Consider the following 20,630-nt stretch of genomic DNA (forward strand, 5'->3'; position numbering starts at 1 on the left):
CTCCTTAGCGCTGCAGCTTACTGCCGGCTCGGTCTGGGTGGTTAGAACCGTGCACCTGGGTGTGGCAGTTCAGACAGCTTTGGCCTGCAGTGTGGATGGAGGTGCCATCGCGGTCAGCATTGTGACCTTGGTGACAGTCCAGACACAGTTGCGGGGCACGCTGGGTCAGCATGCCATCGTTAACACTGCCATGCGGGTTGTGACACGCCGCGCAGTTGTCAACAACCGGCTGGTGCTCCCACAGGAACGGACCACGCTTTTCAGCGTGACAGGCGTAGCAGGTGTCGTTCAGGTTGAAGCTGATCAAGTCCGCTTCAGCCATGGAGCCGTGCGGGTTGTGACAGGAAGTACAGGTCATCTCGCCCCATTGCATTGGGTGAGAAGAGCGCTTGTTCATGTCCGCTTTTTCACGGGTGTGACAGCTGGTGCAGGTCTCAACTTCGGTGGCTTTGTCGAGGATCGGATCCTGCGCCACGTGAACCTTGTGACAATCGGCACAAGCCACTTCTTCTAGGTTGTGGGTCGAAGTGTGCCACGCCATCCGCTCTTCGCCCTGGTGACAGGACATGCAGACGCTGTTTTGCTTTTCAGCGGACAGCGGTGCGTCGCCACCGAACACGATCATCGGCTCGGACTTGTTGCGGTGGGTGCCTTGTGGGCCGTGACAGGCTTCACATTGCAGGCCCGCCATTGGGCTCTTGGATTGGTCAGCACGGCCGTGCACGCCATCGAACAACGCCATGACGGTGTCGTTGCGACGGTGACACATCAAACAGCCGTCGGCGCCTTGGCGAGAGTATTTCCCGTCGGCGAACTTGGTGTCGAGGATCTGCTCCATCTCGGCCTGAGGCATCTCGTCCCAGGTTCCGGCTTGGGCCGAGACGGACAGTCCCAGCACCAAAGCGGCCGTGCCAAGCACAGAAGCGATCAGATTCTTTGCATTCATAATGATGCGTTTCCTATCTGTGTTCACAACAAGGGAGGGCTAGCCCTCCCAGGCTTGGTTTAGAACTGGAAAGTCACGGTGTGATCTTCCAGAGTTGGCTTGTGGCAGTAGAAGCAAGATTCGGACTGAGCCTTGTCATCTGCAACCTCACGGTCGGTATTAACCGCCGCACCGGACCATTCTTCCATGTGGTTTTTCAGGGTGATACCACCGATGTCCTTGTCCAGATCGCTGTGACAGGAGATACAGGTGGCAGCGCGAGGCGTGCTGTATAGCGCTTCACCAAAGGCATCGGCACCGGTGTTGATACCAGCCTTGTTCTCGAAGGACGCGAGGTCAAAGTCGGTGTGACACTGAGCGCAGTCAGCAACGATCTTCTGCTCACCGTGCACTTTGTGCAGTTTCAGCTCAATCGCACCCATGTTGGTTGGCGCGTACGTGCCTTCCGGAGTGTGGCAAGAAGCACAATCGCCAACCTGAACATTTTCGTTCAGGACAAAACCGGTGTGGTGGCTGCCGTTGTGCAGTTGGAAGGTGTCGGTGTGACAGGCCAAGCAGTTGGCGTTATCCAGAGTGCTGTGACGCTGAGCAACGGTGTTGTTCTCAGTTGCAACAAACGAAGTAAAGGCGTTTAGAGCTACCTTTTCCGCGCTGTCGGAGCACGCTACCAATGCACCGTTCTCGCCACAAACACGCATGCCAATCATGGTGAACGCAGTGGCTGCGTCGCCTTCGCCAAATGGCAGTGCCTTGGTGGTGTAGCTCAGCTGGCCATCAACGATAGCACCGGCAATATCTTCAGCGTGCAGAACACCGGAATCTTTGCCGGAGTAACCCAGAACAGGGAAGTTAGGGCCAATGTTGGAAACGAATTCCGCCATGTCGATGTTGTCTGCAATATCAACAATACTGATGGCGTCGTTTTTATTGAAGAACTCAACGGTTACGGTGACGGAGTTGTCGTCATTGATGCTGGACTCAGCGGTAAAGGTGATGTCGTTGATCAGCTGGCTAACGGAGTCAAAACCTCCCATGTGCGCGTCGTATGTACCGATCACCACACCGGTGCCTTCCGCTGTGTGACAAGCGGCACACTGGCTGTTATCGCCCAGCTGTTGCATGTGCTTGGTCGGGATCGGGAAACGACGAGAACCGTCAACTACGTGTCCATCATTGTGACAGATGGTGCAGCTTTCGATGGTCGGCACGTTCATCCAGTTGCCCCATTCGCCGTAGCCTACGGCGTCAACGTGGCAAGTGGAACAGTTGTTGCCTAACTCGCTGCCTGGGGTGCCGGCAATGCCGTCAAAACCAGACAAGATGTGCTTGTCGTGGACAATCAGGGTCAGATCGCGACGCTGAGTTTCTTCGTCATCGTGACACATTACGCAGGTCTGAAAGTCCGCACCGCGATCGTTGCCGTGGCCGTGGCCGTGGTAGATGGTCTCAGAGTCGCTGTGACAGGCGATACAGGCGTCGCCTGCGACGGTGTTGTTGTCAAAGCGGGCGGCAGAGCCGTCAGCCGCGAAGGTCGCGAACGCCTCGGTGTATGGCACTTCGGTGGTGCCGTCGATCAGCGTACCCGGGGTCACGATCAGGCCGACCTTTTGAGTCAGGCTGTTGTTCACGGTGTCGCCATTGGTGAATTCAATCTCGTAGTAGCCGTTGGCCAGATCAGAGATTTCAGCACCGGACTTGTTCAGGCTTTGCCAACCGGCACGATCGCCAACACCACGCTCACCAGCGGGTAACAGCTGGGTGCGGCGTGCGGTAAAGCCTTCAAGGCCAACCACAGACTCATCGTTTTCATTGGTCGCCAGCACGGTGACAGTGGTGGTGTCGCCATTGTTTTGTACATTGGTTACGTCGAGGTTGAGGGTGTTGATCACCTCAGCCGGAGCACCGCCAGGACGGCCATCGGTACCGTCACTACCGTCATTACCGTCATTACAACCGGTCAGGCCGGTGGCCACAACCGCTGCGATGGCGCCAAGGCGCCAAAGTTGTTTCTGATTAGTCATCATCTATTCCCTGCAAAAGAATATGGGGCACGTTGTTATGCCGAACTGCGTTATTGTTTTTCCGCCACCAAAAGCTGGCAGACACTTGAGCAGTCAGGGTGTTTTATAGCAATTCGAGTCAAGGGAAACCGTGATGTAGGTCTTCCATTTACTGGACTTTTTCAACACGGAATTCCACATGCTGCACTATTGTCTGTGCAAGTAAAAAGCGTTCGCTTTACCAGATTGGTAGTACGACCTCGATCAAATAAAAAGCGGCCTCCGGGGCCGCTTTCCACTTAAAGCAAAATCAATTAGAACTTGTGGTTCTTACGGATGTTGTTGCCGGTGTGACAAACCATACAGGTTTCGTTAGCGTCGGCCGCTTCTTCGTATGTCTCTGCACCAATCACGCCACCTTCTTTGGCGATGTGATTTGCTGCAGTCTCTGCCTGAGATTCACCAAACAGGTCAGCATTGGTGTGGCAGGAAGCACAGACACCGGCTTGTGGGCTGGAGAAGTTGTTGTCAGAGTTCTTCTCACGATCCCAGCGGATTACAGACTGACGGGCATTGCTGAGTTCGTAATCGCCTTCCAAGTGACAAGCGGTACACTGTTGGCTAGAGAAGAAGTCACGCTCGCGATTGCCGTCGATCATCGGTTGACCGTGGGCTTTACCGAAAGTGCCGTGGATGCGAACGGACAGAGCATTATAGTCAGTGTCACCTTCGTGACACTGGGCACAGGAAGCCAGGTCGCCGTTACGGTAGTGCAAACTGCCACCGGAGCGAACGGCCATATCTTCGTTGTGACAAGCCAGGCAGCTTTCATAGTTGGCTGCACTTACGCGCTCAACCACGTCTTCGCCTTGCAGGTTGAAGTACTCAACAAGGTGCACATTCGGGCTTTGAACGGAGCTGTCGGTACAAACTTGCAGCGCATCTTTCTTATTGCCAAAGCATGCATTGACATAGGTGGAGATGGCCAGAGTGTGGTTATCATTCAGTAGTGCAGCCAGCTTAGCCACATCTGTCTTATCTTCGCTATCAATTGCGTTGAACGTGAATTGACCAGCTTCACCTTGAATTTCAACCAAAGGAGTTTGGACACGGTAGTTAACGAACATGTCCGGCGCTTCGTTGGAGATGGCATTCAGGTAAACGGTGGTGGAGGACAGTTGATCCAAGGAAACCGGCTCACCCAGGTAGCTCAATTCAACGTTACCGACAATCTCGTTACCAATTACTTCGATGCCGTTGTAGCTGACTTCAATCAGCTTGCCTGCTTCGATGGCTCGAGCCTGAGAGTGGTTAGCCAGATTTAGGCCTGCGAAGTGGCGGGAAGCACCGCCGATACCGTTGCGGGTTGGATCTTCACCGCTGTGGCGTACGTCGTCGTTGTGACATGCAATGCAGTTATCTGCTGGCTTGTGGTAGTCGTGACAGTCAATACAGGTGTTATCAACGTCTTTGAACCAGTCCAGAGCGTGCACGGTCAGGCCACTGTCGTCAGCAACAGTTTCGTCACCAAAGGCTGGGGTGTGGCAGGCGTTACAGTTGGCTGCGGATTGAGGGTACAGACCATCATCAATGGCACCCTTGTCACCTTGCCAGATTACATTGTCAAACTTGGCAACATCCTGGAAGTCGGCAGTAGTGCGAGTGGTGTGGATATGGTGAACCAGACCCTTGATAGACCAGTCGCCAGTTGCCGTGGTGCTGCTGCTCTGGGAGTAGTCGGTGTGACAGTGGATACAGGTTTCCAGTTCCAGACCGTAGTGGCTGTTGGAAGCAAAGCGGTAGGTGCCTTCTTCCTGCTCTGGCTTGTGACACGCCTGACAAGTTTCGTCAGTGACGACGGTCTTTGGACGCTCTACTGCACTGGTTTCGGTGAAGTAGTGGTTGTGATAGGTGTTGAAGTCAGCACCTTTGATCCGCAACATCAGGCCGTGTGGTTGAGTCGCATCATAGTCGAAGTACAGGATATTGTCTTCGCGATCCGCTTCTGCAGTGATGGCATCATTGATGGTCAGTACATAAGTACCGGCTACGTCAGTTGCTTCCAAAGTACAATTATCATCGCTACAAGCGCTGATACGACCTTTATTGGTGTCTGCTTGGTTGTGGTAAGACAACCAGATTTCACGGTCAACGTCTTTTTCGTTCTCTGGAGCATCAGGGTCTTCTGGCAGTTCGGATACGACACCGATACGGCCAAATTTTTGGGTACTGATGTCGCTCATTTGAACGCCAGAAATAGCAACACCAAGGTTGTCGCTAAGAGAAAACTCTGCGCTCAATACGTTGCTAGCTGAATCGTATGCAACAGCACCAAACGTGCTGTTAATGGCTGAAGCACGAGTAATGTCGATAGTGATGTCACCCGGGGCTCCATCGATACCGTCGGAGCCATCTTTGCCGTCGGAACAACCGGCCAGCATGGCGGAAACTGCAGCGGCGGTCGCCAGCACTTTCCAGTTATTGTTTTTTACGATCATCTCTTTTCCCTGCAAATTGAAAAGATTTATTAGGTTACCCACAGAAAGTGTGGGGCTTGATAGAGTCTATTTAAGCGGGCTGCGAGGTAACGTGATCGGGGTAACGGGATCTGCCTATTGCAAATGTAAACGGGAGGTTGCAGTGAAGGCCATTTAGTCGTGACTGGAAGGAGATTGGTGACCAAAATGTCCCATTAATTATCGGGAAAACATGGGTTTTTATTCAAAAATCAGGTTGGGGAATCGGCGATTGCGATATGTGGAACTTGCTGATGTTAAAAAATGAAATTCCTGGTGTGATCTTTTGGTGAGGATTTGCTGGGGTGACTGGCTTCACAAAATGGTAAGGAACCTTCCTAAGTTGATAAGAGGTATTGAACCTTAGGCATATGAGGTAAATGACGGTAAGTAAAACCTTCCTGCGCTTCAATGGTGATTGGCTCCCTCGGGAGTCGGCCTCCCACAACAGCCTTTGGGTAATTGAATTCACCCAGTGAGAAATTGGGTGGTGTAGTGCGCAAGCGAATAGATGTTGTCTACTTAGGTCAGTGCAATTTTTGTGCTGATGGCTTGCCGTGAGTTCTGCGTAACGGTAGCCAGTCGATCAACGTCCGTCATTGGCGCCGTCTCCTCCGTTGTGGCAAATTCAACGGTGAGATTACGGGATACGCAAGCTGTACTGGTTAGCCAATTCCCGTCCTCTTATATGGTCTTCATTCGTTGAAGTTGGCAATGTTTCAATCGATGAATGGCTGCCGTGGAGAGCGCAGGAAGACTTGTTTGGTTGATGCAACAATGGCACTACATCTTTGGCTGCTTGGGTATAGCGAGGTTTCGCTAGTTGGTGCGTTTGGGGCGTGGTGCTTTGCTTAAAGAAGGGGCGCCGTGTTAAGGCGCCCCTTTGATGGTTATCGACAGGGATCACTCAAGACCGTGCACCACGTCATAGCCAGAGCTGCGGCCGGCAGCGTGGCAAGTGGCGCAGGATTCACTGTTGCCTTCGGCTTCATACTGACCGACGGTACCCGCGAAAACCCCACCATTTTGACGGAAGTGAGCAACGGCTGCGGCGTTCGCTTCTTCCGAGGTTGCGTGGCAACTGGCGCACGCTGCGACCGTTGGGCTGAATTCGCCATCGTCAGCGACGAAGGCTGGCACGGCGGGCAGTGTTGCCAGATCCAGCTGCCCTTCGGCGTGACAGGTAAGACAGTTCGCTGGCGTATCCGGATAGGTGATCTCAAGATCCGTGGTGCGACGTTCAGAGCGTGTACCCGCATGGATCTGGTGGATCATCACCTTGTAGTCAAAGCCCCGTTCAAACGCTTTGTTGGAGTGAGCTGAACCGCCAGGGTTGTGGCAGCTAACGCAACTGCCATCGGTTAGGGCTACCGCAGTGTTGGGGGTTCCGGCGTGGCAGGAGCCACAATCACTGTTTGGCGGGTACTCTTCGTCGCCACGGGTGCCCACATGAGCCGCTGAAAAGTCGGCTTGTTCGGCATGACAATTCACACAGCCCATCTCCATTGCCACGACGCGACGTAGGTCAATATCGCTGCCATCAGTAGAGAAGCTCGCTTGATTTCCGGCGACGATGGTTTCGGTGACTCGAGTCTCGGTGTTGTCACACGCGATTGGTACGAGGGTTGAGGTATCCATATCGACGACGGACGAATCCGCGCAGACAAACAGTTTGCCAGTGAGGAAGCCTTGTCCGGTTTGCGCGAAGAGATCTTTCAGTTCGGCATCGATTTGGCTGACGGTATAGGTGACACTCGATTCATTCACAATGGAGGTCACTGGACTGTCAGCGGTGTTGGCTGTGGTGAGATCAAACGCGATGCGCGATTTGTGTCGACCAAATACGCCGTCGCTGTCACCCCGTGTGCCACCAAGATCGTACTCGAGGCCGTCAAAAGCCGCCGCCGAGACCCAGAACGCACTGACGTTTGGATCGGTTTCTGGGGCCGTGTTCGCTGCCCACGTCAGCGTAAAGCTCAGTGTGCCGGCTTCAGCATCATATGTGCCGTTACCCAACTCGTAGGCATAAGCCTCGCGAGCGTTAGTAATGGCCAGAGATTGTGCACTGTGGTAAATCGCGGAGCCGTCAGGGTTGGTATCGTCGGCATGGCAGCCGGCACAGTTACCTTCGGCGTAGGGTGTGAAACTGTCGTCATGGAATAGGCTTCTGGCTGTTCCGTCCCAATCTTCAGGTGCAAACTTTTCGTGGCAACTTAAGCAGGCTTCCTGACGGTGGAAGTACCAGTTGGTGGCCTGAGCTGGGGCATCGTCACCTTCAAGGTGGCAGACACCGCATTCGTTTCCATTGGCGGGGAAGGTGAGTTCACGGAAGTCGTTACCGTTGCCACCGAAGCCGATCATAAAGTATTCGGCTTTGTGGATCTGATGCACCATGGAGCCTAAATCTATGGTTGCGCCAGTCTCGGGATCGCCCGAGTAGGTGGTGTGGCAGACGGTACAGTTTTGCAGCTCGAAGCGAGCACCGCCGTGCAAGATAAGCGGGTGAGCGGCACTGTTGTCGTAGTCATTGCTGTGGCAGCGTAGACAAGCCTGCTCCAGCACTACGAGCTCGCGGGTCTCGTCAGCGGACGCTTCTGCGCCGGTGGCGGGGATAAAGTCATAATAGGTGTTAACGAGCGCCTCTTTAACGTCACCGCGGAAGCGACGTAATTCCATGGTCACGCGGTGTGTCAGGTTTGCATCAAAGCTGGTGTCGAGCCCGTCAATGACGGGATATTGGTCTAGCGGTAGGGAGAAGGTGTAGCGGTAGCTGCCGTTGCCGGTGGCTTCGACACACTCGCTGCCACAGCTGGTTTCAATGCCGGCTTGGATCTGTGCTCCAGCATTGGCGTCCCAATCTTCTGGGAAGCTGTCCTCGACATTGACGTCGCCTGGGTCGACCACGGCGTTTATATAGCTGGTCCACTGATCGGCCTTTGTTCCCTTGAATAACGTTGGGTCTTCGGTGAAAGCGCTGGCTGCCAGGGGGCGGCTGCGTTTTTGCAGGTCAAAATACTTGGCGATCCCCATGCCGATCCGGTCGACCGAGTCTTCAACCTCTAGGCCGGCGACGGCTACACCATTGGCGGTGGTCAGATCGAAATCAACGGTGACGGTACCGTCATCACTGATGGCGGCAGCGGTGATCTGGGCATTCAGTGAGGTGGCGCTATCGATATTGACGTTGACTTCGCCCGGAGAGCCGTCAGCCCCGTCGCTGCCATCGTCGCCGTCACCGGGACAACCGGCTAAAACCAGAGTGGCAGTCCCTGCCAGAAGCAGGGCGCGCCATGTTTTGTGTTGAGTGAATGTCTTCATGGGACCGTCCTGCGTTTGCGGGTTCACGTCAAAGTGGGTTGAATGTGTCATGGTTTCAGCTCCCTATTGCGCCGGTGTCAGGCCGTGGGAGGGGGCGACGTCTGCGCTACGTCCTGGACCGTGGCACACCTCACAGCTTTCTGTAGGAAGGCCGGTACCCACAGGCGAGACACCGACATTGAACAGGGCACCTTGTTGCTCCATATGCAGTTTAGCCGTGTCGCTGCTGTGGCAAACGGAGCACGTCGCCGCCGTAATGCTGGTGAATGTGGTGCTGATGACATCACCATCGGCATTGGTTTCGGTCACTGCCATGGCTGGAACGCCGTTGGCAATAGGTAAGGCAAAGCTGTCGCCATCAGTAGATTGAATATGGCATTGGCGACAATCGCCGACCGGGGCGGGGTAGACAATATCTTCATAGCCTTCGCGCAGACCGGTGTGGATGGCGTGCACCATGTGCGAATAGTTGGCACTGCTGGCGCTTTGATTCACCGCTGTCGCATCGGCAGCCATATTGGCGTTATGGCACAGCTGACATTGCTGCTCGAGATCGTTGCGGGTGCCGTGGAAGTTGAGCTTTTGATCGCCATGACAGCTGCCACAGGTTTCATTGTTGACCACGGTGCGCCGTGCCATGGCGTCGCCCAGAGCTTCGGCAGTAAAGAAGTCGGTGGATGACGCGATAGCGACGGTTTGAGCCGTGGTGGCGTCACAATCGACCAGAGCGCTGTCACTGACACACACCCGTCCTTGAACCGCGACGGCGCCGCCGTCGGTGTCGGTGTCGGCTGGAATAGTGAGTCCACTGATGGTGTATTGATATTGGCCATCGCCGACGTTGGCATCGGGTGTCACGTCGGTGGGCCGGACACTGGGTGCGCTGCGGGTGCTGTAATCGAAGCTGGTGCCCCAGTTGGCGTAGATCCGTAGATCATCCAAAAATGCCAGTTGATCTGGGCTGTCATAGTTGTCGCCGGTTTGTGGATCGGTCACGCCGATCACCACGGCCAGGCTGCTGGTGGCGGGGTCTAGGGTGGTGCTGACAACGTCCACGGCAAAGCGGCTCAAGGCGTCTTGCTGAGCGGTCATCAGGTGAGCGTCGCGGGTCCAGTCCGGGTTGTGGCAGGCGGCGCAGTTGCTGTTATCTGCTTGGGCAGGGTGGCCCTGACCCGAGGGGAAGTCGATGGCGGTATGACAGGTGCCGCACGCTAACTGGCTGGGGTTCATTATCCAGTTGTCGGCATTGGCCAGAGCTGGCTCCTGTGTGTGACAGCTTTCGCAGTTGGTGAACTGCGCTAATTCGCTGTCGGCATGAAAACGGTGGGCTAGACCGGACATTACATTCAGTGGATTGCTGATGCGGTTGGCTGAGTGGCAGGTGACGCAGGTTTCCATTTCCGTGTAGCTGCCGCCGTGTTTGATGCTAGCAAGCTCGGTATGGCAGCTGTCGCAAGCGGCGCTGGCGACCAGCTCGCGGGTATAGAGCGGCTCAGTACCGTTGGGCGTGAAGTCGACGGATTCATTAACAACCGGAAGCGTTACAGTGCTGCCGCTGAGGCTATCACCGCCGAGTTTTAGCACAATGCGTTGGGTGGCATCCGCCGAGTAGGTGACATCGTCGCGGTCATTGACGGTCATTCCTGTGGTGTAGCGATAGAATCCATTGGCCAGATCGATCCATTCTCCAGCGCAACTGGTGGCGGTGTCGCAGGTTTCGGAGCCTAAAAAGCGCCACTCGGTGCTGTTGCCGGCGCCGGTAAAGCCTGTGGGGAGCAATTGTGCGGCAAGGAGGGTCGCACTGGGCAACCCAATGACGCCTTCGTCATCTTGATTGGTGACGAGGAAGTCGATGAAGATCTGGCCACTGGCTTCAATGCGCCATTCACGCAGCTCGACATTGAGTTCGGTCACCTCCTGTGCCGGGGGCGGCGTGTCTGGCCCTGGATTACCGTCTGCTCCATCATCGCCATTGTCGCAACCCGCGATGGCCAGTACGGCCAGCGCCAGCAGGCCCATTCGTCCGTTCATTTTCATCATCATTGCTCACTTAATCGTTCGGTCAGTCAACCTTATCCCTGGCCAAAAGTTAGAAATCGTGGCGGTAACTCACACCTAATCGGTAGTCACTGTAGTCGTGGGACAGATCTGGGAAAAACAGCACATTAGTTATGGTGTCAGCCTGGAAGCCGGAATAGAGGTAGTCGCTGTCTCGATATTTTTGCAGGAGCAGATCCAGCTGAACGCTGGATTGTTCGTTGAGCTGGTAGCGTCCGTAGAGATCGAGTGTGGTGCGGCGGCTGGCATTGTCGCCGTAGTTTCCACTTAACCCTTGCTCGATGCGGGTTAGCGCATCGCTGTCGGCGTAGACTAGATCCATCCCGAGCGTTAATGCCTCAAACAGACCGGTATATTCCCCGCCGATCCCTAAGCTTTCGGCTTCGTCATCCTGAAGTGCGCGCCATTGTGAGGTCAGGTTGCTGCCATTGATCTGGGTTTTAATGTCGTAGTTGCTGTAGAAGGCATATAGGTGGTAGTTATCCTGATACCAACTGGTTTGCAGATCGTAGCCGTAGCGCCGAACTTCATCGAGACCGATCTGGCCATCGTCATAGTCATCCTCGGAACCATTGAGGGTCAGGTTGAAACTCAACGCGGGCAAGGGTTGATATTGCACGACCAGTTTGCTGTCGATGCGGTCGCGGTCAGCTTGATGATATTGACGCAATGCCGTATCGCTAGTGCCATTGGCGTCTGCTGCCGAAACTAGGTCGTCAGCCTCTCGTTGCTCTTGAGCGATCTCAAACCACATTCGTAGTGGTTGCCAGCGGTTTAGTCGGAGCTTGGCCCAATAGCGATGCGTATCTGCGCTGTCAAAGCGTTGGTTATCCCACTGGTCATTGCGGAAGCGATACCCGATCTCACTGCTAAAGCCAGAGGTGAAGCGATAGTTCAACATCAGACCAGCCTGCTGCTGGGTATGATCTGGGTAGAGTGGTTGGCGATCCGCTGAAACCGCGCTGTCGGTGATGATCTGCGGGTAAAAACGCTGTGGGTTACGGTAATCCCTATCTTGATACTGGTATTGCGCCTGCAGTGACGCTTTGCGGCTCAGGTGCAGGCGATACCTGAGAGTGGCGTCTATTTTGTCCAGCTTCAGATCCGCGTCGGCTGCAGGAAGGGCTGGCGATGGGCCATTAATGGTGGCGGGTATAAAGAGCGCGTCTTGCTGATGTCGGCCCCACACCAGCTGGCCGCTGATCGCATGACGGCCCTGAAGCCAGCTGGCTTGCCCCTGGAACTGATGGGCGGTGTTATCGGGCATAACGGATTGGCGCGCCATTAAGGCACTGCCAAAGGTGGCGGTATAGGGGTTTTGCCAGGTCATGGCATCGGCATCGTTGCGGTAATGACTGCCGATGTAGCCAAACGCCACCTGCCAGGGACCTCCGGTAACGTTCAGGCCCGTATTGACCGAGAGTGTGCGGTCATCGATCTGCTCAGGCAGTGCGACCGAATTGGTCAACAAACTGCTGCTGGTGCGCTTTCGACCACTGCGTTCTTGCTGGCTAAGCCCGGCATAGGTGCGGATCTGATCGAAATATTTATCAACAGAGAGGGAAAGGTGGTCTCGTTTGATGGCAAGCTCGGCTGGGTGCAGTGCGGCACTTAGCCCCGTCATTTGTCCTGTCGTGGCGGCGCGTTGCCAATCGGTTGGCAAATAAAAGGCATTGCCCTGTAGGCGGAATGGCGTTTGGATGGTCGCATCCCATTTGGCCAGCGCTCGATAACGCAACTCGGCTTGAAAATCCCCGGCTCGGTTCGCGCGGGCCATGAATTGGGCGATGTCCAAGCCAAGATCGTTTGCGCTGAGTTGCCACTGGGTGTCGTCGTTGCCCCAATAATTAAGATCGGCCCCTAAGGCGAGTGACAAGCCATCGCTGTCGGTTCCCAATGCATTGGCGGCATGGGGATCGGAGAGTTCTGCGTTGACGACGCCAGTTTGGAAATGGCCACTGAGGCCTTGCTCCGGCTTGCATTGTTTGCACTCCCAAGCATCCCACTTGACCGACTCGGTATTGGCTTGCTGAAGCGAAAAATCTAAGGCCCAGGTCGTGGGGATAAGCATCAAGCTGAAAGCGCCGATCCATTGGGGCGTTGTCGGTTTCATATGGCCTCCTTAGCGCTGCAAAAGCTTGCCTGATGGGTGATTGGAGCCATGCACCATGTTGTGACAATTAAGGCAACTGCGACCGCCGCCGAAGGGGTCTTGCCCAGGCTGGAACACAGGCGTACCTGAGTGAACACTGGCATGGCAACTCTGGCACAGCAGCGGCAGGCGGCTGGTTAACATGGCTTCATTGACACTGCCATGGGCGTCATGACAGGTGCTGCAATCCTCCGCAACGGGGGTGTGCTCCCATAAAAAGGGGCCTCGTTTATCGGCGTGGCAGCTATAGCAATTGTCGTTGAGGCTGACTTGGGGCAGCATCGCAGTATTGAGTGTACCGTGCGGGTTGTGGCAGTCGGTGCAGTTGAGTTGCCCGGTTCGAACTGGGTGACTGGAGCGTTGATGTATTTGCGCTTTTTGTTGCTGGTGGCAGGTTAAGCAATTGTCATTGGCCGCTTGCTGGTCGCGGCTAGGATCGTGCTCTGCGTGGATCTCATGGCATTGGCTGCAGGGCACCGCTTCAATATCGTGGGTACTTCCATGCCAGGCGAGGCGTTCGTCGCCCTGGTGGCAGCTAAGACACACGCTGTTTTGTGCCTCGGCGGGCAATGGCGAGTCCACGCCAAAGGTTAATACCGGCTCTTTCCCACCTCGATTGTGATTGCCCATTGGGCCGTGACAGGCCTCGCACTGCAATTGGTTGGGGGACATGGGGCTGGCATCGGTTCCAGTACGTCCGTGAACGCCGGCAAACAGGGCCATCACCTTGTCACTACGCCGATGGCACATTAAGCAGTTGTCGGCGCCTTTGGCGGAGTATTTTCCCTCGGTAAATTTGCTGGTGACGATAGAGAGGTATTCCTCCTCGTCCATCTCTTCCCACGCGGCGAAGGTGGGTGCGATCAGGCACAGCAATGCAATAACGCAAAGCCGGTGCGCGTATTGTTTAATCTGATATAGGTGCTCACTCATTCCCTGCATCCTATGCAGTTGACTTGTTATTGGTGTGACACTGTTGTTATCACCAATCTTAGATTAGCAGCGTAACTGTGATGAGCAAGATTCCATTGGAGAGAGTTGTGGTTTTATTTCGGCATTGAAATCACTTTCCGCCAAAAGGGCCGCATTGTGCACTCGATCACACTTTCCGGCGCTGGCGAGAGGAGTGACCGATTGGGTGGTTGTGACTTGCACTAATAGCCGTGTAAAAGGTTTCATTCAACACGTAAAAACGTGACTCGAATCATCTATTTGAACAGGTTAGGCCAGTACAATTCCCTCAGATAGATAAGTAAATTGCGCATTTGGGAATGCGTGATTTCAAATCCAATTTAGGGGATGAGAGATGCAAGAGCGTAACGAGAACACGAGTGGCTGGGCCAAGCTTTGGCGCGCACCAAAAGCCAAATGGCTTTTGGGTATTCCTTTTGGTGCCTTCCTGTTCCTAGCTGCGGGTGTTGTGGGTACTGCGGGCTTTGGCGTTGTTATGGACGCGACCAGCACAGATTCGTTTTGTGTGAACTGTCACGTACCTAGCTATGCTGCTGAAGAGTTTCAAACCAGTGTGCATGGTATGAGCCGTTCAGGTATGGATGTGCAGTGTAAAGACTGTCACGTGCCGAAAGAGTTCCTGCCGAAGATGTGGCGTAAGATCACTGCAATGGAAGAGCTGTTTTGGCAGTTCAAGGGTGATTACAACAACCCTGAAGCCTATGCCGATCATAAGAAACTGATGCAGGAGCGCACTGTTGAGCACATGCGCTCTACCGATTCTCATACCTGTCGTAGCTGCCACATTGTTGAGAAGATGGACTTCGAAAAGCAGTCCCGCATGGCCAGCACCATGCACAAGCGTATGATCGAAGCGGATCCTTCTGCTGAGAACTACCGCACTTGTATCGATTGCCACAAAGGCAAAATTGCTCACGATCGCGCTAAGTAATCGCTGATTGGTAAGTCGAAAAACGCCCCTGCGTAAGCGGGGGCGTTTTTTTTGCTTCTTATTTTTCCCCAAGCGCAGAAAAGTTAGATCAGGGTCATGCTATTTCCGTAGGCGTAAGGATATACTTGACGTAAATGAGAGCGATTAGCATTTAAAGAAGGTTGTTCATGACTCTGGCTGAAATTGCAAATAATACGGTGGTCAAGGTGGTCTCAGTCCGCGATCCTGAGTTGGAGCCTGCGTTGCTGGCCAAGCTCAGTGCGTTAGGCTTTATTCCGGGCGCCAATGTACAGGTGGTCCGTCGCGCGCCGTTGGGCCGGTCGCTGCAATTGAAGTTAAAGGGAGGCAACCTGTGTCTCACCTCTTCGTTGGCACAGAATATTGAGGTTGAGACCCGCAAATGAGTCGTGAGTTACGTTTTGCCTTGGTTGGTAACCCCAACTCAGGGAAGTCCACTCTGTTTAATGTTCTCAGTGGCGGCAACGCCAAGGTGGGGAACTGGGCTGGTGTGACCGTCGGTACAACAGACAAACGGGTGTCTCTCGCCACCGGTGAGGTACGCCTGACGGATCTGCCCGGGCTGTATGATCTGAGTGCGTCTTCTGGGCCCGAAGATGAGGCGGTTTCACGTAATTTCCTGCTCGCGCGCGAGTATGACGCCATCGTAAATGTGGTCGATGCGACTCAGCTCGAACGACATCTGTTTTTGACGTTGCAATTGCGTGAATTGGGCGTGCCGATGTTGGTGGTGCTCAATAAATGGGATTCGGCTCAGGCGCAAGGCATTGAGCTTGATTTGGACTCTTTGGCCGAGCAATTCCAATGCCCAGTTGTGCCTGTGGCCGCGCGTTCAGGGCAGGGGATCGAGTCGCTGTTGGCACAGCTGAACACGTTGCCACTGCAACCTGCTCGTCCAGTGATACTTGACTACGGCGTTGAGCTGGAAGCGAAGTTGGCGCTCGGCTCTGATCGTAGTCAGAGCTTGAACGAGCTAGCTCAAACTGGCGAAGCGGGCAGCTTGCAAGCCTTGTCCGTAGTGCGTCACCGCTGGGTTGAACAGTGCCTGGCTCGTTCTCTGGCGCCTCAGTCGGCGACGGTTTCATTGACCGAAAAGCTGGATCGTTTGGTACTTCACCCAGTGGCGGGGATCCCAGTGTTCTTGGGAATGATGTATCTGACCTTTTTGTTTGCCATCCATATGGGCGCGGCATTTATCGAGTTTTTCGACATCATGGCGGGGGCGATCTTCGTTGATGGTGCGGCTTTGGTGTATGAGTCGATGGGCTTGCCCGACTGGTTGATCGGCCTGTTGGCTAACGGACTGGGGATGGGGATCCAAACAGTTGCGACCTTTATTCCTGTGGTGGGCTTTTTGTTCTTTGCCCTAGGGGTATTGGAAACCTCGGGTTATTTAGCGCGAGCCGCGTTTGTGGTGGAAGGGGCGATGAATAAGCTGGGCTTGCCTGGCAAAGCCTTTGTGCCATTGATTGTTGGCTTTGGTTGCAATGTGCCTTCTATCACGGCCACCCGTACGCTGGAGTACAAGCGTCAGCGGATCATGACCGCCATGATGGCGCCCTTCATGTCTTGTGGCGCAAGGTTACCGGTATATGCGCTGTTTGCGGCGGCGTTTTTCCAGAGCAACGGGCAGAACTTGGTGTTTGTGCTGTATCTGATCGGGATCGCTGCGGCGATCGTGACGGGCCTAGTGCTGCGTTACACCATGTTGCCGGGGCAAAGTGGCCATGCGGTGATGGAGCTACCGGACTATGAGTGGCCGACGCTGAAGGCCTTGATGAGCCGTACTTGGATGCGTACCCGCCAGTTTGTGCTTGGTGCTGGTAAGGTGATCGTGGTGGTGGTGACCCTGTTGAGTTTCGTCAATACCTTGGGCACCGACGGCTCCATCGGCAATGAAGATACCGATCACTCTGTGCTATCGGTGGCAGCCAAGGCGATCACGCCGGTGTTTGCGCCGATGGGGATCGAGCAGGATAACTGGCCGGCGACGGTTGGGATCATCACAGGGATCTTTGCCAAAGAAGCGGTGGTGGGGACACTGAACAGCCTCTACGGCGGCGAAGAGGAGGCGGAAGAGGCGTTTGATCTCGCTGAGTTGTTTGTCGAAGCCTTGCTGACCATTCCGGAAGAGATGTTGGGGATCGATCTGGCTGATCCACTGGGGGTAGACATCGGTGATCTGAGTGATATCGAATCTATGGGGGAGGAGCACGGCTTTGAGATCGCCAGCCTGCGCAATCTGGAAGCGGGCTTTGTCAGTCAGGCCGCCGCCGTTGCCTATCTGCTGTTCATTCTGCTGTATACCCCTTGTGCTGCGGTACTGGGAGCCATTGCGGGTGAGTTGGGCGGGCGTTGGGCTGTGTTCTCGGCATTATGGACCTTCGCCATAGCTTATGCTTGCGCCACGATCTTCTATCAACTGGCTAGCTACGGTCTGGCCGGGCTTCCTGTGGTGTTGGTGATGTTGGCGATGTTGGCGCTGTTTGTGGCGGTTCTTCATCGTGTCGGCCGGCGGATGCGCCAGGGCGCAGGGGACATTCCGATTACCATTCAGTAATGGTGCTGGTAACTGGCTTCACAACCTACTAAATTATTTAACAAAGGCAGTCTAATAGACTGCCTTTCGTTTTGAGGGCTTTTGAGATCAACAAACCGAAATAACTGAGTAGGCAGATATGGACAGAGAGCAGGGTAGTGGGCTGTGGCGTAAGCCGGGCGCGTGGTGGCGGTTCGGGATCCCCATCGGGGGATTGTTGTTGTTCGTGTTCGGTGCCTTGGGAACCGTGGGGTTTAATGTGGTGATCCACGAAACCAGCTCGGATGCCTTTTGTGTGAACTGTCATGGTCCATCGAAGTTTGCGGCGGAGGAGTGGCCGCAACACAGTCATTACAATACCGCTTCGGGAGTGATGGTGACCTGTGCGGACTGCCATGTGGCTAAAGAGTTTGTTCCCAAGATGTGGCGTAAGATCACCGCGATGAAAGAGGTGTTTTACACCGTCAAGGGTGACTACAACACCCGTGAGAAGTTTGAAGCGGCCCGGCATGAGATGGTCGACAGCGTATGGGATTCGATGCGTGCGAATGATTCGCGTGAGTGCCGTAGCTGCCACAAGGTTGAGCGAATGGATTTTGATCAGCAGAAGCGGATGGCCGCGACCATGCACCAACGTATGGATGGGCTGGAGCGCAGTGATCCCAAATACAAAACCTGCATTGACTGCCATAAGTATTTGGCACATAACAAGCCACAAGCTCAAGCGGATGGGGAATAGTCATGTTTGAACAGAAAAAAGGACTCTGGTCTGTCCCGACGCCTTGGTGGCGCTTAGGGATCCCTCTGGGCGGTTTGTTGGCGTTGGTTTTGGGGATCATCGCTTGGGTCGGGTTTGAGGCGTCGATGACCTGGAGCAGTACCGATGAGTTCTGCACCAGTTGCCATAATTCACCGTCACAGTGGGTGCAGCAGGAGTGGCATCAGGAGTCGGCCCACTTTAAGAGTAAGTCGGGGGTGGTTGTGACTTGCCACGATTGTCATATTCCCAAGAGCTTTTTCGCTAAGGTTTGGGTCAAAGGCACCAGTGCGGTGTCGCATGTCACCACGCAGTTGACCGGTAAGTACCAAACTAAAGCCGACTTTGAATTGCATCGTGAGGCGTTGGCCGAGCGGGTGTGGGATGTGATGCGCAAGACGGACTCGCGAGAGTGCCGTAGCTGCCACAATGTCGAGCGTATGGCGCTGGCTCAGCAAAGCGAGACCGCCGCGCAATATCACGAAGTGCTGCAGGATGATGGGATCACCTGCATCGATTGCCACAAGGGGATCGCCCATAATTTGCCTGGGAATGTGGCGAAGAACTGAGCGAGGGCGACAAAAGCGGTAAAAAGCCCGGAGATAGGCGGTTGACGCGGTTGCGACCTCTGCCAACTTGTAGGAATATACCGCTTTTGTATCTGATTTATTCCCTCGGAGGATGCGCATGAGCCAGCCGGACACTGAAGTACGTCCAAGCAACTTTATCCGCAATATTATCGACGCGGATCTGGCTTCGGGTAAGCACAGCAGCGTTCATACCCGGTTTCCGCCGGAGCCGAACGGCTACCTGCACATCGGTCACGCCAAATCCATCTGCTTGAACTTTGGCATTGCCCAAGATTATCAGGGCAAGTGTAACCTGCGTTTTGATGACACCAACCCGGTGAAGGAAGACATCGAATACGTTGAGTCGATCAAGCGAGATGTCGAGTGGTTGGGCTTCGAGTGGGATGGAGAGGTGTGTTACTCCTCCAACTATTTCGACCAGCTGCATGGCTATGCGATCGAGCTGATCAACAAGGGCTTGGCGTACGTTGATGAGCTGAGCCCGGACGAGATCCGCGAATACCGCGGTCCGTTGAACGCGCCGGGCAAAAACAGCCCGTACCGCGACCGCTCTGTGGCGGAAAACCTGGCGCTGTTCGAGAAGATGAAGAACGGCGAGATCGAAGAGGGCAAGGCGTGCCTGCGTGCCAAGATCGACATGGCCTCTTCCTTTATCGTGTTGCGCGATCCGGTGATCTACCGCATTAAGTTCGCTCACCACCATCAGACCGGTGATCAGTGGTGCATCTATCCGATGTACGATTTTACCCACTGTATTTCCGATGCGCTGGAGGGGATCACCCACTCGCTGTGTACCTTGGAATTCCAGGACAACCGTCGTCTGTATGACTGGGTATTGGAAAACATCACCATTGATTGCGTGCCGCATCAGTACGAGTTCAGCCGCCTGAATCTCGAGTACACCATGATGTCGAAGCGTAAGCTGCAGCAGTTGGTGGTCGATGGGCATGTTTCCGGTTGGGACGATCCACGGATGCCGACCATCTCCGGCCTGCGCCGTCGTGGCTACACCTCGGGTTCGATCGTTGAGTTCTGTAAGCGGATCGGTGTGACCAAGATGGAGAACACCGTTGAGATGGGCATGCTGGAAGCCTGTATCCGTGACGATCTGAACCAAAACGCGCCACGCGCGATGGCGGTGCTGGATCCTATCAAGGTGGTACTGGAAAACTACCCGGCAGATCAGGTTGAGACGCTGGATATCGCCAACCACCCGTCGGATGAGTCCATGGGCAGCCGCGATGTGCCGTTCGCGCGTGAGATCTACATCGAAGCCGAGGATTTCCGCGAAGAGGCAAATAAGAAGTTCAAGCGTCTGGTGCTGGGTAAGAAAGTGCGCCTGCGCGGTGCCTATGTGATCACCGCTGAGCGTGTTGAGAAGGACGCCGATGGGAATGTCACCACGGTATTCTGCTCGGTCGATCTGGAGTCGAAAGGCTGCGATCCGGCCGATGGCGTCAAGCCGAAGGGCGTGATCCACTGGGTTGCGGCACCGACGGCAGTCAACGCTCAGGTTCGCTTGTACGACCGCCTGTTTAACGTCCCGAACCCGGGCGTGGGTGAGTTGGCTGAGACGCTTAACCCTGAGTCATTGTTGGTGATCAACAATGCGAAGGTGGAGCCGTCTTTGGCGACCGCTGAGGGTGAGAAAGCCTACCAGTTTGAGCGCACCGGCTACTTCTGTGCCGATGCGAAGGAGTCGACGCCGGAATTCCCAGTGTTTAACCGCACTGTGGGTCTGCGTGACTCTTGGGCTAAGATCGCCGGTTGATCGCCTTAGCGATTGAACCACAAAAAACGGACGCCTCGGCGTCCGTTTTTTTATGTCTGGCT

General features: G+C 54.8%; 13 protein-coding genes. 6 read left to right on the forward strand and 7 right to left on the reverse strand.

Going from position 1 to position 20,630, the window contains the following annotated elements; genetic code table 11:
• Window positions 1-4 precede the first annotated feature (4 nt).
• The 7 genes from ABEA08_RS05985 to ABEA08_RS06015 form a co-directional block, all read right to left on the reverse strand.
• Entirely contained in the window at window positions 5-946 is a 942-nt protein-coding gene (locus tag ABEA08_RS05985; RefSeq protein ID WP_345334267.1) for a DmsE family decaheme c-type cytochrome, read from the reverse strand.
• Between the two features lie 59 nt (window positions 947-1,005).
• Window positions 1,006-2,967, reverse strand: a complete 1,962-nt coding sequence (locus ABEA08_RS05990; protein ID WP_345334269.1) for a multiheme c-type cytochrome — start codon at window positions 2,965-2,967, stop codon at window positions 1,006-1,008.
• A gap of 293 nt (window positions 2,968-3,260) precedes the next feature.
• Window positions 3,261-5,444, reverse strand: a complete 2,184-nt coding sequence (locus ABEA08_RS05995) for a multiheme c-type cytochrome (RefSeq protein ID WP_345334271.1) — start codon at window positions 5,442-5,444, stop codon at window positions 3,261-3,263.
• A 921-nt stretch (window positions 5,445-6,365) separates the two neighbouring features.
• The gene (locus ABEA08_RS06000; protein ID WP_345334273.1) at window positions 6,366-8,831 is read right to left on the reverse strand and encodes an OmcA/MtrC family decaheme c-type cytochrome; all 2,466 of its coding nucleotides are present in this window, start codon (window positions 8,829-8,831) and stop codon (window positions 6,366-6,368) included.
• A 12-nt stretch (window positions 8,832-8,843) separates the two neighbouring features.
• A complete protein-coding gene (locus ABEA08_RS06005) occupies window positions 8,844-10,820 on the reverse strand; it encodes an OmcA/MtrC family decaheme c-type cytochrome (RefSeq protein WP_345334275.1) in 1,977 nt (658 codons plus the stop codon).
• A gap of 49 nt (window positions 10,821-10,869) precedes the next feature.
• Entirely contained in the window at window positions 10,870-12,951 is a 2,082-nt protein-coding gene (locus ABEA08_RS06010) for an MtrB/PioB family decaheme-associated outer membrane protein (protein ID WP_345334277.1), read from the reverse strand.
• A gap of 9 nt (window positions 12,952-12,960) precedes the next feature.
• Complete coding sequence (locus ABEA08_RS06015) at window positions 12,961-13,923, reverse strand: DmsE family decaheme c-type cytochrome (protein WP_345334279.1); 963 nt, start codon at window positions 13,921-13,923, stop codon at window positions 12,961-12,963.
• Between the two features lie 373 nt (window positions 13,924-14,296).
• Here ABEA08_RS06015 and ABEA08_RS06020 point away from each other — a divergent pair, with 373 nt between their 5' ends.
• From ABEA08_RS06020 to glnS, 6 genes are all read left to right on the forward strand, one after another.
• Window positions 14,297-14,893, forward strand: a complete 597-nt coding sequence (locus tag ABEA08_RS06020) for a NapC/NirT family cytochrome c (RefSeq protein WP_345334281.1) — start codon at window positions 14,297-14,299, stop codon at window positions 14,891-14,893.
• A gap of 167 nt (window positions 14,894-15,060) precedes the next feature.
• Entirely contained in the window at window positions 15,061-15,297 is a 237-nt protein-coding gene (locus ABEA08_RS06025; RefSeq protein ID WP_345334283.1) for a FeoA family protein, read from the forward strand.
• Entirely contained in the window at window positions 15,294-17,471 is a 2,178-nt protein-coding gene (gene feoB / locus ABEA08_RS06030) for a ferrous iron transport protein B (protein ID WP_345334285.1), read from the forward strand. Before ABEA08_RS06025 ends, feoB begins: the two co-directional genes overlap by 4 nt.
• Window positions 17,472-17,589: 118 nt before the next feature.
• A complete protein-coding gene (locus ABEA08_RS06035) occupies window positions 17,590-18,189 on the forward strand; it encodes a NapC/NirT family cytochrome c (protein WP_345334287.1) in 600 nt (199 codons plus the stop codon).
• Window positions 18,190-18,191: 2 nt separating this feature from the next.
• The gene (locus ABEA08_RS06040) at window positions 18,192-18,776 is read left to right on the forward strand and encodes a NapC/NirT family cytochrome c (protein ID WP_345334289.1); all 585 of its coding nucleotides are present in this window, start codon (window positions 18,192-18,194) and stop codon (window positions 18,774-18,776) included.
• A gap of 118 nt (window positions 18,777-18,894) precedes the next feature.
• The gene (gene glnS / locus ABEA08_RS06045) at window positions 18,895-20,568 is read left to right on the forward strand and encodes a glutamine--tRNA ligase (RefSeq protein WP_345334291.1); all 1,674 of its coding nucleotides are present in this window, start codon (window positions 18,895-18,897) and stop codon (window positions 20,566-20,568) included.
• Window positions 20,569-20,630: the final 62 nt, after the last annotated feature.

It is taken from the genome of Ferrimonas pelagia, assembly GCF_039543565.1.
In the GTDB taxonomy this organism is placed as follows: domain Bacteria; phylum Pseudomonadota; class Gammaproteobacteria; order Enterobacterales; family Shewanellaceae; genus Ferrimonas; species Ferrimonas pelagia.